This window comes from Bradyrhizobium amphicarpaeae, assembly GCF_002266435.3.
GTDB lineage: Bacteria > Pseudomonadota > Alphaproteobacteria > Rhizobiales > Xanthobacteraceae > Bradyrhizobium > Bradyrhizobium amphicarpaeae.
The window spans coordinates 5,559,553-5,573,907 of sequence record NZ_CP029426.2 but is presented as its reverse complement, the minus strand read 5'-3'; the positions used below and the strand labels follow the sequence as shown (position 1 = coordinate 5,573,907).

At 62.4% G+C, this 14,355-nt stretch carries 13 protein-coding genes; 11 read left to right on the top strand and 2 right to left on the bottom strand.

The window, feature by feature from the left end; all coding sequences use genetic code 11:
• Positions 1-30 precede the first annotated feature (30 nt).
• The 7 genes from CIT40_RS26115 to CIT40_RS26085 all read left to right on the top strand — a co-directional run bounded on the left by CIT40_RS26115 (position 31) and on the right by CIT40_RS26085 (position 7,868).
• Positions 31-906 (top strand): EamA family transporter, encoded by an 876-nt coding sequence (locus CIT40_RS26115; RefSeq protein ID WP_094893972.1) that lies wholly within the window; start codon positions 31-33, stop codon positions 904-906.
• Between the two features lie 7 nt (positions 907-913).
• Positions 914-1,516 (top strand): LysE family translocator, encoded by a 603-nt coding sequence (locus CIT40_RS26110; protein ID WP_162307677.1) that lies wholly within the window; start codon positions 914-916, stop codon positions 1,514-1,516.
• 147 nt (positions 1,517-1,663) lie between these two features.
• Positions 1,664-2,683 carry a ketol-acid reductoisomerase gene (ilvC, locus tag CIT40_RS26105; protein WP_094893974.1) on the top strand — a complete coding sequence of 340 codons (1,020 nt, stop codon included), beginning with the start codon at positions 1,664-1,666 and terminating at the stop codon, positions 2,681-2,683.
• A gap of 93 nt (positions 2,684-2,776) precedes the next feature.
• On the top strand, positions 2,777-3,661 hold the full coding sequence (locus CIT40_RS26100; RefSeq protein ID WP_094893975.1) for a ParA family protein: 885 nt from the start codon (positions 2,777-2,779) through the stop codon (positions 3,659-3,661).
• 475 nt (positions 3,662-4,136) lie between these two features.
• Positions 4,137-4,802: a hypothetical protein gene (locus CIT40_RS26095; RefSeq protein WP_148667234.1), complete on the top strand. Its 666-nt coding sequence runs from the start codon at positions 4,137-4,139 to the stop codon at positions 4,800-4,802.
• A 261-nt stretch (positions 4,803-5,063) separates the two neighbouring features.
• Complete coding sequence (locus tag CIT40_RS26090; RefSeq protein ID WP_094893978.1) at positions 5,064-5,915, top strand: SDR family oxidoreductase; 852 nt, start codon at positions 5,064-5,066, stop codon at positions 5,913-5,915.
• Positions 5,916-6,155: 240 nt separating this feature from the next.
• Positions 6,156-7,868 (top strand): sulfatase-like hydrolase/transferase, encoded by a 1,713-nt coding sequence (locus tag CIT40_RS26085; protein WP_094893979.1) that lies wholly within the window; start codon positions 6,156-6,158, stop codon positions 7,866-7,868.
• A 209-nt stretch (positions 7,869-8,077) separates the two neighbouring features.
• Here the strand turns inward: CIT40_RS26085 and CIT40_RS26080 are convergent, their stop codons facing one another.
• Together CIT40_RS26080 and CIT40_RS26075 are read right to left on the bottom strand one after the other, a co-directional pair.
• Positions 8,078-9,637, bottom strand: coding sequence for a glycine betaine ABC transporter substrate-binding protein (locus tag CIT40_RS26080; RefSeq protein ID WP_094893980.1), 1,560 nt, complete (start codon positions 9,635-9,637; stop codon positions 8,078-8,080).
• Positions 9,634-10,416 carry an ATP-binding cassette domain-containing protein gene (locus CIT40_RS26075; RefSeq protein WP_094893981.1) on the bottom strand — a complete coding sequence of 261 codons (783 nt, stop codon included), beginning with the start codon at positions 10,414-10,416 and terminating at the stop codon, positions 9,634-9,636. Before CIT40_RS26075 ends, CIT40_RS26080 begins: the two co-directional genes overlap by 4 nt.
• Before the next feature lie 212 nt (positions 10,417-10,628).
• On the opposite strand from CIT40_RS26075, the gene CIT40_RS26070 reads away from it, so the two are divergent.
• From CIT40_RS26070 to CIT40_RS26055, 4 genes are all read left to right on the top strand, one after another.
• Complete coding sequence (locus tag CIT40_RS26070; RefSeq protein ID WP_094893982.1) at positions 10,629-11,447, top strand: ABC transporter ATP-binding protein; 819 nt, start codon at positions 10,629-10,631, stop codon at positions 11,445-11,447.
• Positions 11,447-12,232: an ABC transporter permease gene (locus tag CIT40_RS26065; RefSeq protein WP_094893983.1), complete on the top strand. Its 786-nt coding sequence runs from the start codon at positions 11,447-11,449 to the stop codon at positions 12,230-12,232. The genes CIT40_RS26070 and CIT40_RS26065 overlap by 1 nt, the downstream gene beginning before the upstream one ends.
• Positions 12,233-12,329: 97 nt before the next feature.
• Positions 12,330-12,863, top strand: coding sequence for a DUF305 domain-containing protein (locus CIT40_RS26060; protein ID WP_162307676.1), 534 nt, complete (start codon positions 12,330-12,332; stop codon positions 12,861-12,863).
• Positions 12,864-12,872: 9 nt separating this feature from the next.
• Complete coding sequence (locus CIT40_RS26055) at positions 12,873-14,354, top strand: YncE family protein (protein ID WP_094893985.1); 1,482 nt, start codon at positions 12,873-12,875, stop codon at positions 14,352-14,354.
• The last annotated feature ends 1 nt before the right edge of the window (position 14,355 follow it).

The window sequence follows — 14,355 nt, the reverse complement described above, 5'->3', positions numbered from 1 at the left end:
CTGCGCGACAGGGCAGGACCGAGAACAACAATGAAGCCGGCCGATATCCTCATCGCCATCCTGGTGGCGATCATCTGGGGGCTTGCCTTCGTGGCGAGCCGGATCGCGCTCGACGAGTTTTCGCCGGAGCTGATGACCGCGATGCGCTTTTCCATCGCCGCGTTGCCGTGCCTGTTCATTCCCAAGCCCAAGGTCGCCTGGTCGCTTCTGATCGCGATCAGCTTCACGTTGTTCCTCGGTCAATTCCTGAGCCAGGCCTATGGCATCGCCCATGGCGTGCCGGTGGGACTGACCAGCGTCGTGGTGCAGAGCCAGGCGCTGTTCACCATCGGCTTTGCCGCGATCGCCTTCGGCGAACGGCCGACGCCGGTCCAGACGCTCGGCATCGGCATCGCTGCGATCGGCCTGCTCATGATCTGCGGCACGGTCGGTTATGATTTCAGTGTCGCGGCGTTTGCCGTGCTGATGATCGCTCCGATCTGCTTTGCCGTCGGCAATTTGCTGCTGCGCGGCGCCCGCGGCGCGCCGATGTTCGATCTGTCTGCCTGGCTCTGTCTCACCGCCGCGGTGCCCTTGTTCGCGCTCGCGCTGGTCGTCAACGGGCCGCTGCCGACGTTCCGGTCGCTGATCCACATGTCGCTGACCGGCTTGATCTGCCTGCTGGTGATCGGCGCCATCTCCACCAGCATCGCCTATTGGCTGTGGGGCCGGCTGCTGCGTGATTACCCGGCCGTGCAGGTGGTGCCGTTCGCGCTGCTGGTGCCTTTCGTCGGTTCGGCCGCCTCCAGCATCGTGTTCGGCGAGCGGTTCGGACCTTTGCGGCTGGCCGGCATGCTGACGGTGATCGGCGGTATAGCGGTGATGGTGCTGGTGAAGCGTCCATATATCCTGCCGAAGACAGCGTGAGGTGGCGATGACCTATTCGTTGTTCTATGCCTTCCTCGTCTTCATGGTCGTGATGTACTTCACGCCCGGGCCGAACAACATCATGCTGCTGTCCTCCAGCCTGACTTACGGCTTCCGGCGCACCGTCCCTCACATCGTCGGCATCGTGCTCGGCTTCGCCTTCATGGTCGCCGCCGTCGGCCTCGGGCTCGGCTCGGTATTCCTGACCTATCCGATCCTTCAGACCATCCTGAAATACGCCGGTGCCGCCTACCTGATCTATCTTGCCGGCGCGATCGCCATGTCCGGCCCGACCAGGCCGGGGGAGGGGGATGGCCGCGGCCCGATGACCTTCTGGGGCGCGGCGATGTTCCAATGGATCAATGCCAAGGGCTGGGTGATCGTGATCGGCACCATCACCGCCTATGCGGCGATCGCCCAATTCCCGCTCAACATCGTGATCCAGACCCTGATCAGCCTGCTCGTCGGTACCGTCTCGACCGTGGTCTGGGCCCTGTTCGGCTCGGCGTTACGGCCGGTCCTGACCTCAGAGCGGCTGGTCCGCGCCTTCAATATCCTGATGGCGATCCTGCTGCTGGCCTCTCTCTACCCCGTTTTCATGGATGCATGATGTCGCGGATTTCCATGCAGAAACGGGTTTCCCAGGGGGGCGAAAATGCTCTAGACAGCCCCCGAAATCCGCAAATTTCACCGTCCAAGACTTGAGCAGTCGGACCTGACCAACGGCCGATTCTGGCCCCCAACGAGGAAACGACCCATGCGTGTTTATTACGATCGCGACGCCGACCTGAACCTGATCAAGGGCAAGAAGGTCGCCATCGTGGGCTATGGCAGCCAGGGCCACGCCCATGCGCTCAACCTGAAGGATTCCGGCGTCAAGGACGTCGCCATCGCGCTGCGCAAGGATTCGGGCTCGGTCAAGAAGGCGGAAGCCGCCGGCTTCAAGGTGATGGACGTCGCCGAGGCCGCCAAATGGGCCGACCTCGTCATGATGCTGACCCCGGACGAGCTCCAGGGCGACATCTATCGCGAGCACCTGCACGACAACATGAAGAAGGGCGCCGCCCTGGTGTTCGCGCACGGCCTCAACGTCCACTTCAACCTGCTCGACCCGCGCGCCGACCTCGACGTGCTCATGATCGCGCCGAAGGGCCCCGGCCACACCGTGCGCTCCGAGTATCAGCGCGGCGGCGGCGTGCCCTGCCTGATCGCGATCGCCAAGGACGTCTCCGGCAACGCCCATGATCTCGGCCTGTCCTATGCGTCGGCTGTCGGCGGCGGCCGCGCCGGCATCATCGAAACCACCTTCAAGGAAGAGTGCGAGACCGACCTGTTCGGCGAGCAGGTGGTGCTCTGCGGCGGCCTGGTCGAGCTGATCAAGGGCGGCTACGAGACCCTGGTCGAAGCCGGCTACGCGCCCGAGATGGCCTATTTCGAGTGCCTGCACGAAGTGAAGCTGATCGTCGACCTGATCTATGAAGGCGGCATCGCCAACATGAACTACTCGATCTCCAACACCGCCGAGTACGGCGAGTACGTCACCGGTCCGCGCATCGTCACTGCCGAGACCAAGGCCGAGATGAAGCGCGTTCTTGCCGACATCCAGGGCGGCAAGTTCGCCCGTGACTGGATGCTCGAGAACAAGGTCAACCAGACCTCGTTCAAGGCGACCCGCGCCAAGCTCGCCCAGCACCCGATCGAGGAAGTCGGCGCCAAGCTGCGCGACATGATGCCCTGGATCAAGAAGGGCGCGCTGGTCGACAAGTCGAAGAACTAAGTCGTCGTTTTCTTGGCCGAGATCGCCTATGAGTGGTCTCGGCTAATTCTAAAGGAGTGCCTTTGACCTAAAATACTCATTGCGGAGAAATAGATGGCCGTTACCGTTGGATTTGTTAGCGAAAAAGGCGGCGTGGGTAAGACTACCGCTTGCTACCATATCGCTGTGGCACTGCATCGATATCACGCTAAGCGGGTTCTAGTAGTTGACGCCGATTATCAACGTGGCGGAATCAGCGGACGTTTCTTTCGTGACGTTATTGAAAAGTTCGGTGATACTGGACACCTCGGAACAACACTCTATCACAAATTTCAGCAATTATACAGTGCTGCCCCCCAGACGCCCGACGTGACAATCAGGACTTGGCAGTCCGGATTGGACGTGCTCGTCTCAGACCCTCGGCTTTCAAGCATCTCCGTCGACAAGCTGCCGAGCACGAACAACATTCGAGAAAATAATCTCCTTCTGCTGCGCCATCTGCAAGTTATCGACTTTGTCCTTGATCGATTGGATTCGAATTACCACTACGTGCTGATAGACTCGCATCCGGAAGTGTCCGATATTTTGCGCTCCGTCCTCTACGCTTCCGACTATTGCGTTTCGCCGGTAAAGCTGGATCGGCAGTCGTCAATAGGCGTGGCTACGATTATCGCTGAGATCAGTAACGTGAACGGCGATGTCGATATGATAAGATCTGGAACGGGCGTGGATTTTGACTACGACAACACCGATTTTTCGGGCTCGATAGGCATGATGGCGAGAGACTACGCCGGAGGTCTGAAGAACACAGAGGCGCTTGAGTACAACAGATTGGCCAGAACCGGTCCGATCTTCGATGAATATATCACTGAGGGGGACGGTCTGCGTCAAGCTGCTGCCGCGCGGGCTCCGGTCTTCGATATTTCCGGAGCTAACGCCGATAGACAGAGTGCGCAATTTCGAAGGTTGGCAGAAGAATTCCTAAGGCGGTGTCCGTGACCCCAAATCTAGACTCTTTGTTAGACTGGTTGGGGCCGGAGGGTACGAAATCTGGCCTGCAAGAGAGTAAGCTCACATTGAAGGAGCTATTCGAGCTTGCAAAGGAACGTGGACTTCCACTGTCTTCCAAGCCAACTAGAGAGGAAGTTTGTAACGAGCTAGCCTATGCTAGCGCTAAGAAGATCGACCTTCCAGTGGACAAGCTATTGGGTATGGATGAGGTGGAGCTTGCGAAGTATCTTAAGCAGGCAAGGCCCTCTCGGTCAGAATTAATGGGCATTTTGGGTGATCTAGGCATCCATATCGGCAGCGATGCAAGACGGAGTCTTTACGCTTTTGCTGCGCGGGAGATGAGCGATTTGGGGATGTATCAGCGAGTAGCTCGCGGGAAGAAGCAGAGTTCAGATTAATTTAGACGGTGACGTAATCATCATGAATCTATGGTGGCTCGGATGCGGGCCATGAAGGGTGAAATATGGCCGCAACAAAGGTTTGCTTCTTCGTTACTCCGATTGGTCACCCTAATTCAGAACCGCGAAGACGCGCTGATAGAATTCAAAAGTATATTCTTAATCAGGTTATGGCTGGCAAGTACAAGGTGTTGCGAGCCGATGAGCTTCCGAATCCGGGGTCGATTTCTCATCAGATTATAAAGTGGCTGTACGACGCGGATTTGGTCGTTGCTGATCTTACGGGCGCGAATCCAAATGTGGTCTACGAGTTGGCGATCCGGCATTCTTTCAATAAGACTTCGATTCATCTGATAAATCAGGCGGAGACCATTCCCTTTGATCTGAAGGACGAACGAACAATTATATTCAACATCGAGGACTTAGATTCGATCGACGGTTGCAAGAAAGAATTGATCAAGAATATTCGGGAGATAAACAGGAAAGGATTTAAATATAGTTCGCCTGTATTTCGAGTGCTCGGCGTTGAGGCCGCGACTGCGCAGGAAAGAGAAGAGTTCCTGGAGACAATGGTTGATAAGCTTGAATCGATCGCGTCGGACGTTAGTAGCATCGAAACGGACGTCTCTATGATTGATTTGTCTGATGTCGAAAAAGGAATGAGTCAGCTGTCAAAGGAGCTGTACGATATAAAGCTGGATGTCCAGAAGCTCGTCGATCGAGCGAAATAGGCGCATGATGCGATCGTGACTCGCGACATGATGCCCTGGATCAAGAAAGGCGCGCTGGTCGACAAGAGCAAGAACTAAGTCGCTGTGCCCCGGACGCAGCGCAGCGCCCGGCGATGCAAGGCATCGTCCGGTGTGGTGCGCTGCTGATCCGGGGCCATTGCGGCTTCTGGGTCCCGGCTCTGCGCTCCGCTTCGCTGCGCTTGTCCGGGACACCAATCAAAATCCAAGGCATGATCGCAGGAGCCTGAGGGGGGGGAGACCATGCGATCCGTCGTCGTCACCGGTGCGTCCACAGGCATCGGTTGGGCTACTGCAAAATTCCTGATCGGGCGCGGCTATCGCGTGTTCGGCAGCGTCCGCAAGCAGGCCGATGCCGAGCGGCTCAAGGCCGAGCTCGGCGCCAATTTCACGCCATTGCTGTTCGACGTCACCGACGAGGCCGCGGTCATTGCGGCTGCACGGGACGTGCGTGAGGCGCTGAATGGCGAGACGCTGGCGGGCCTCGTCAACAATGCCGGCGTCGCGGTCGCGGGTCCCGTGCTCGAATTGTCCGCCGATGATTTCCGCCGCCAGATGGACATCAACGTCATCGGCCCTGTCATCGCGACGCAGGCGTTCGGGCCGCTGCTCGGCGCCGATCCGTCGCTGAAGGGGCCGAAGGGGCGGATCGTGATGATCAGCTCGGTCGCCGGCAAGAACGGCAATCCGCTGTCGGCGCCCTACTGCACCTCCAAGCACGCCATCGAAGGCCTGTCCGAAAGCCTGCGCCGCGAGTTGATGCTGTTCGGCATCGACGTCATCATCGTCGCCCCGGGCGCGGTGAAGACGCCGATCTGGAGCAAGGCCGAACAGATCGATCTCTCCGTCTACCAGAACTCGCCCTATCTGCCGGCGCTGAACAAGGTCATGGCCTTCATGATGGACCTCGGGACGAAGGGCCTGCCGGCCGAGCGGATCGCCGAGATCGTGTTCGAGGCGCTGACCGCGGCGAACCCCAAGGTGCGCTATCAGATCACACCGGACCCAATGCGCCACCTGATCAGCTCTGTGCTGCCGAAACGCACGCTCGACCGCATCATCGCCAAGCGGCTGGGATTCCTGCCGCAGGGGTGACTCACGTTCAGCTGGCCCCGGGCGGTCCTGCGATGCTGCCTGCGGCCCATCGCCGCCCGCGAACATTAAGCGAAGGTCGGGTCACGGCTCGCATTGCCTGTCCTTGACCGTTCCGTTACAGTTTTATGACACGGTGCAGGCCTTCCGGCTGCGCCGGACGCCCTAGCCGCCCTTATTTCACTCTTGGGCCGGCCAGACGGCTAGGTATCATTGCGCCGGACCAGCTGTTGCGTGTCGTCGATGGCGTCCGCGCCTAATCCAGGTCCTTCTGCCGCCACCGCCATGCTGGCGAGCGTCGCCGCGCTCGGCGTCTGGCGGCTGCTCGCGGTTGCCGCGCCGCATCTGGCCGCGCTCGCGCTGATGTACGAGACCGAGACCGATTTCGGCTCGCGGCTTTCCTTCACGCTGGCCTGGGGCATCCTGAATTTCTTCTGGATCACGCTGCTGCGCCGGCCGGCGCTGTCGGGCGCGCTGTCGCTGACCATGGTCGTGGTGCTGGTGCTGCTGTCGCGGCTCAAGCACGACGTCGTCCAGATGACGGTCAACTTCATCGACCTGATGATGATCGACCGCGACACCGTCGCGTTCCTGTTCACGATCTTCCCGAATCTGCGCTGGTCGGTGATCCTGGCCGGCCTCGTCACGCTGCCGCTGATGTACGCGCTTTGGTGGCTCGATCCGTTCCGCATCCGTCGCCTGCCGGCGCTCGCCTGCAAGCTGGCCTGCCTCGCCGCGCTGGTCGGCTATTCGCTTTATCATCCGGACGAGGCCTGGCGCGGCTATTACGACGACGGTTATCTGTCGAAATTCTTCCGCTCCGGCGTCAGTTCGGTCTCGGACTTCGTGCAATACGGCTTCATGGAATCGGCCGCTGCGACCGACGAGCGGCTCAACATGCCGCTGGTCGATTCCTGCCATCCTGCCGGACGCCGGCCGAACATCATCATGATCCACGATGAATCGAGCTTCGACATCCGCGCCGCCCAGGGCATCAAGGTGCCGCAGGGCTATGGCAGCCACTTCAAGTCCTGGGACGGCAGGCAGCGCACGTTCCTGGCCGAGAGCAATGGCGGGCCGAGCTGGTTCACCGAATACAACGTGCTTGCAGGCCTCTCCTCGCGCTCGTTCGGCCGCTTCGCCTATTTCGTGACGCGCATCGCCTCGAACCGCGTCGAGCGCGGGCTGCCGCTGGCGCTGCGCCGCTGCGGCTACGACACCATGTCGCTCTATCCCGCCAATGGCGGCTTCATGGCCGCGCGCAGCTTCCAGATGACGACCGGCATCGAGCGTTTTCTCGATTCCAAGGACCTCGGCGCCAAGGATGTCGAGCCCGACAGCTTCTTCTACGACAAGGCGCTGCAGCTGATGGGCCAGCAGCCGCCGAACAAGCCGCTGTTCACCTTCCTCTATCTCGGCGCCAATCATTTCCCCTGGGAAACGCGCTTCCGTCCCGAATTACTGTCGAGCTGGCGCGCGCCGGGCAATGTGCCGTCGATCGACGAATATCTGCGTCGGCAGGCGATGAGCGCCGAGCAGTACAAGGCGTTCATCGCGGGCCTCAAGAAGACGTTTCCGGGCGAGCCCTTCCTGATCGTGCGCTATGGCGATCATCAGCCCGAGTTTGCGCCCGGCATCCTCGAGCCCGGGCTCGACGAGGGCGCCATCGGCAAGAAGCTCGACGCCTACGATCCGCGCCTCTACGCGACCTATTACGCGATCGACGCCGTGAATTTCGAGCCGGTGAAGAGCGACGCCGTGATGGACACGATCGACGGCCCCTATCTGCCGCTGGTGATCCAGGAGGCCGCCGGCATCCCGCTCGATCCATCCTTCGCCGAGCAGAAGCAGATCATGCTGCGCTGCAAGGGTGTTTTCTACAGCTGTAAGGACGGCGCCGAAGCGCGGCGGCTGAACCGCCTGTTGATCGACGCCGGTATGATCAGAGGGCTCTAGCCCGATCGCTACGCGTTCGCCCGCTACGAAATCCGCGCAACTCTCAATCCGTCACCCTGAGGTGCTCGTCTTGCGAAGCAAGGCGAGCCTCGAAGGGCGACAGCCCGGCGGCATCGACATCGTGGCCGTGCATCCTTCGAGGCTCCCGATGGGGCGCTCTGCGCCCCATCACTCGCGCCTCAGGATGACGGAGCTCAACCGGAGCTAGCCTAACGTCCGCCTATCCTCTCCCACAGCCACTTCGCCACCGCATCAGGCGAGGAGTTCGCGTCGTTGCCGCTGGCGCGCAGGTTGGCCTCGCGCATGGTGGCGATGTCGATCTTGCCGAGCAGCGGTTGAAGGGCCGTCTTGAGCTTCTCGTCGCCGGCGCGCTTTGGTGCCAGCAGCAGGATCGCGTCGTAGGGCGGGATCGCGTGCCTGGGGTCGTCGAGCGCGACCAGGTCGTATTTCGCGATCAGGCCGTCGCTGGTGTAGCCGGCGATCACGTCGACCTCGCCGCTGGCCACCGCCGCATACATGAAGTCCGGCTGCATCTGGCGCTGCGCCTTGAACGAAAGGTCATAGGCCTTTTGCAGCGCCGCCCATTCGGGGCGCGAAAAGAATTCGTAGTCGCCAGCAATCGACAGCGTCGGTGCGTGCGCGGCGAGATCGGCGATGGTGCGGATACCAAGGGCTTCGGCGCGCTTCTTCGGGATCACCAGCGTATAGGCATTCTCGAAACCGAGCTCGCCGAGCAGGGTGACGTTGTCCTTGGCGAGGGTCGTCTTCAGCTCCGCCAGCAACTCTGCACGCGGCTTGATGTCGGTGCGGTGCAGCTGGTTGGCCCAGAGCGTGCCGGAATAGTCGACATAGAGATCGATATCGCCGGCCTTCAGTGCCTCGAAGATCACGCTCGAGCCGAGACCGGATCGCGCGCTGGAGGGTAGGCCGGCCGCTTGCAGGCGATCCCGGAGCAGGGCCGAGAGTACGTATTGTTCGGCGAAGGTCTTGGCGCCGACCACATAGCCTGATGACGAGCGTCCCATGGTCGGCACCAGCGTTGCCGCGACCAGCGCCGCGATGCCGGCCGCGCCGAGGCCGCTGCGCAAGCGGCTGCGCTGGCGCAGGCCACCCTCGATCAGACCGAGCAACTGATCGACGGCGAGCGCGAGCAGGGCCGAGGCAAGGCAGCCGAACAGCACGAACACCCAGTTCTGGGTTTGCAGTCCCGCAAAGATGTAATTGCCGAGGCTGGTCTGCCCGATCGGCGTCGACAGTGTCGCGGTGCCGATTACCCATACCGCGGCGGTGCGGATGCCTGCCATCATCACCGGCAGCGCCAACGGCAGCTCGACCATCACCAGCGACTGCCGCGCCGTCATGCCGACGCCCTTGGCGGCCTCGATCAGCGCGGGGTCGATGCCGTTGAGCCCGGTGATGCCGTTGCGCAGCACCGGCAGCATCGAATAGAGCGCCAGCGCCAGCATCGCCGGCAGGAAGCCGAACGCCGAGAAGGATACGCCGAACCAGGCCAGCGTCACCGAGGCAACGAACAGCAGCAGCGGGTAGAACAGCGCGAGCAGCGCAAGCCCCGGCACCGTCTGCACGATGCTGGCGAGTGCGAGCAGGATGGCGCGGGGCGCCGGGCGGTTGCGCGTCAGGATTGCCAGCGGCAGGCTGACGGCGAGACCGAGCGCGAGCGCGGCGAGGCTCACCCGGACATGATTGCCGAGATAATCGGGCAGATGCGCCAATGCTTCGCCCCAGCGCGGATCGGCAAACAGGCTCATGCCGCACCGCTTTGCGGCAGCAGCGCGTTCAGCCGCTCGACCTGGCGGCGCGGCGTGCGCAGCAGCTCCAGCACGTAGGCGTCGCTGCTCTTCGACAGCTCGGCGGGCGTGCCCTGCGCCAGCAGTTTCCCGCTGCGCATCACCGCGATGCGGTCGGCGAGCAGGATCGCCTCCGTCATGTCATGGGTGATCATCACGGTGGTCAGGCCGAGCTTGCGATGCAGCGAACGATAATCGTCGCCGAGCGCATCGCGGGTGAGGGGATCCAGTGCGCCGAACGGCTCGTCCATCAGCACGATGCGCGGCCTGGCCGCCAGTGCCCGCGCCACGCCGACGCGCTGGCGCTGGCCGCCGGAGAGCGCCTCCGGCAGGCGGTCGCGGTGGGCATCAATGTCGAGCTGCACGAGCTCCAGCAGCTCGTCGACCCGCGCTGCGATATCCGCCGCCGGCCGGCCCAGCAGCTTCGGCGTGATCCCGATATTGTCGGCGACGCTCAGATGCGGAAACAGACCGCCGCTCTGGAACACGTAGCCGATCCGTCGCCGCAGCGCGACCGGATCGACGTTGTGCACGTCCTCGCCCTCGACCGTGATGGTGCCGCTGTCGGCCTCGATCAGCCGGTTGGCGAGCCGCAGCAGCGTCGTCTTGCCGGAGCCCGAGCCGCCGACGATCGCCAGAAATTCGCCCTCGGCGATGTCGAGCGAGACGTCGTCCACGGCCTTGAGCGCGCCGAAGCTCTTGGTGATTTGGGCATAGCTGATGGCCGGCTTGGAAGGCATTCGACGCAGCTCATTCTTCCTTACCCACCCCTGGAGGGGGAGGGTCGATCGCGCGCAGCGCGAGCGGGGTGGGGTGATCTCTCAATTCGGGCAGTGTCGGGTGTGGAGAGACCGAAAGATCACGGCTAGCCCCATGCGTAGCACGCTTGGCGCCTTGATTGAACTTGGCCACGCGAGCGGCTAAGGCATCGGGCCAAGTTCGGAGGGAACATATGTCAACGCCTACGGCTGTGGCGCTGGAAGATGCCAAGGTTGCGTTCCGGCTCGGGGACGGGCGGGTCTATACGGCGGTGGAGCAGGCCCATCTGGCGGTCGCGCAGGGCGAGTTCGTCGCCATTGTCGGCCCCACCGGCTGCGGGAAATCCACGCTGCTCAACGTCGCGGCCGGGCTGCTGAAGCCGGCTGCCGGCAGCGTCAGGATATTCGACCGGCCGCTCGCCGGGCTGAACCGGGATGCCGGCTATCTGTTCCAGGCCGATGCGCTGTTCCCGTGGAAGACCGCGCTGGACAATGTCGCGATCGGGCTGGAGGTGCAGGGCACGCCGCGCAGTGAAGCGCTGGCGCGGGCCCAGCAATGGCTGACCTCGGTCGGCCTCGGCGCCTTCGCGGGCCGCTATCCGCACATGCTCTCCGGCGGCCAGCGCAAGCGCGTGGCGCTGGCGCAGGTGCTGATCCGCGACCCCAAGATCCTCTTGATGGACGAGCCGTTCGGGCCGCTCGATGCGCAGACCCGGCAGGTGATGGGCAATCTGCTGCTCGAGCTCTGGAGCGCAGACCGCAAGGCCGTGTTGTTCGTGACCCATGATCTCGAAGAGGCGATCGCGCTCGCCGACCGCGTCGTGATCATGTCGGCCGGCCCGTCCTCGCGCATCATCGGCGACTGGCGGGTGAGCCTGCCGCGGCCGCGCGACATCTTCGAGGTGCGGCTGGACAAGGCGTTCCATGAACTGCATCGCGAGATCTGGGGCGTGCTCAAGGACGAGGTGATGAAGGGCTACGCGCAATCCACCCAAGCGGCGGAGGCGGTCTGATGTCGCGTCCGACCCTGTTTGCGCTGCAAATCCTGGTCGCGGTCGTCTGCATCGTGCTGTGGCAGGTGCTGTCGACCGTGCCCGTGTTCGGCAAGATCCTGCTGCCGCCGTTCTTTTTCTCCAATCCGCTCGACGTCTTCAGCCAGATCGTGAAATGGTTCTCTTCCGGCGTGATCTGGAAGCATCTCGGCATCACGCTGACGGAATCGCTCCTGGCCTTCGTGATCGGATCGGCCGGCGGCGTTCTGGTCGGCTTCTGGTTCGCGCGCCAGCCGCTGGTCGCGGCCGTGTTCGACCCCTATGTCAAGATGGTCAACGCGCTGCCCCGTGTCGTGCTGGCGCCGATCTTCGCGCTGTGGCTGGGGCTCGGCATCTGGTCCAAGGTCGCGCTCGGTGTCACGCTCGTCTTCTTCATCGTGTTCTTCAACGTCTACCAAGGCGTCAAGGAAGTCAGCCGCACCGTGCTCGACAATGGCCGCATGCTCGGCATGAGCGAGCGGCAATTGATGCGGCACGTCTATTGGCCCTCGGCGCTGTCCTGGATGTTCTCCTCGCTGCACACCTCGGTCGGCTTCGCCGTGGTCGGCGCGGTCGTCGGCGAATATCTGGGATCGGCCGCGGGCCTCGGCTATCTCATCCAGCAGGCCGAGGGCGTGTTCGACGTCGCCGGCGTATTCGCCGGCATGTTCGTGCTGTCGGCGTTCGTCATCCTGATCGACTATGGGGTGACGCTGGTCGAGCGGAGGCTATTGGTGTGGCGGCCGAATGTGGACGGTCGCGGCTAGGCTCGATCTCCTGCTGACATTTATGTGATTGGCCGGCCGGAATAGAACGCGCGCCCACGCGTCATACCCCATGCAACCACCTGCATGGGAGTTCAGGATGCACCAGTTACAGTTTCGCCGCGTCGTTGCTGCGCTCGCAGGCGGATGCCGATGGCCGAGGCCAGGCCTCGGCACGGCGCTCATCGGCGCCCGCATTTTCGTCGCATTCGCGCTGCCGTCGCTCGTGCTTGCGCATGAAGCCCATCCGGTCGCCCCATCGGTTGCGCACAGCGCAGACGAGCGTGCGTTCCTGCAAGAGAACGACGCGGCGATGACCAAGATGATGAACGACATGGCGGCCAAGCCGACCGGCGACATCGATCGCGACTTCGTTGCGATGATGAATCCGCATCATCAGGGCGCGATCGACATGGCGGTCATCGAACTGCGTTACGGCAAGAACGAACAGCTGCGGCGCATTGCCCAGGAAATCATCGTCGATCAGATGCAGGAGATCGCGGCGATGAAGCTCGCCATCGGCGAGCCTGCAACGGACACGACGCCGGCTCCGACGCAGCCGGCATCCGTTCCAGCCGCAAACGTTCATCACCAGGGCATGCAGATGGATATGTCCGCCGGAATGAAGAAATAGGAGCCATCGATGAAGACGTCCCGAAGCAACCTCATGAAGAGCATTTTCCTGGCAGCCACGATGCTCGCCACTGGCTCGGCCGCATGGGCAGGGCAGGCGCCGGGCGCGCTATCCGCGCCCGATATTCCGATCAGCCATCACGATCGCGTCTATGCGGCCGAGCAGTTCTCGAACACGGTCTCGGTGACAGATCCGGTCGACAACAAGCTGCTTGGTGTGATCCGCCTGGGAGATCCGCAGCCCGGCAATTTCAGCCCGCTCTATAAGGGCCAGGTGCTCGTGCACGGCATGGGTTTCTCCCCCGACCACAAGAGGCTCGCCGTGGTCTCGATCGGCTCCAATTCGGTGAGCTTCATCGACACCGCGACCAACGTGGTCCGGCACGTGACCTATGTCGGGCGGTCGCCGCACGAGGCGTTCTATACCCCCGACGGCAAGGAGGTGTGGGTCACCGTTCGCGGCGAAAACTACATCTCCGTGATCGATGCCAAGAGCCTGAAGGAGAAGGCCCGTATCACGACCCCCAACGGGCCGGGGATGCAGATTTTCTCACCCGACGGCAAGTACGGCTACATCTGCTCGTCGTTCAATCCCGAGACCGATGTTGTTTCTGTCGCTGAGCACAAGATCATCGCCAAAGTGAAGCAGGAGAGCCCGTTCTGTCCGAACATCGCGGCGACGCCCGATGGAAACCAGGTCTGGTTCACGCTGAAGGATGTCGGCCGGACCCAGGTTTTCAACGCGAAGCCGCCGTTCAACCCGATCAAGACGATCGACACCGGTCCGATCACCAATCACGTCAATTTCGCGCACACCGCCAAGGGCACATTCGCCTATGTCACCATCGGTGGCCTGAACCTGGTGAGGGTTTTCCGCACGGACGATTTCTCGGAGGTCGCGACGATCCCGGTCGGTAGTCTGCCCCATGGCGTCTGGCCGTCCGGCGATGGCACGCGCATTTACGTCGGGCTCGAGAACGCCGACGCTCTCGCGGCGATCGACACTGCGACCAACAGCGTGGTCGCGAATGTCCCGATCGGCCAGGCACCGCAGGCGATCGCCTACGTTCCAGGCGCGGCGCCCAATCCGGATGACCGCCAGAATCTGCAGCCGCTGGGCGTGGCGGGCCAGGTCGCCCATCTTTCGATGGGCCCCAAGGAGGGATCGAAGGATGGATCGAAGGATGGCGCGGCGCCGACCAGCGTCTCGCTGTTCGACCAGGGCCTGATTCAGATATTGCAGGCTTCGGTGACAGGACTTCAGCCCAGGCAGAAATATGTGCTTGCACTGGCGGATCGAAATGATGGAACCGGCCCGTTGCAGCCGCTTGCGGCCTTCATGACGAATCCGGCCGGATCAGCTATCGTCAACGCGGCTGGTCCGATCCGCCAGATCGTCGATCAGTCCGCGGCCTCCGGAAAGCGATATCTCGTGATTGCCTCCGGCGATGCGGCCGGACCCGGCGCCGCGGTCCAGATCGAGACGCAATGAC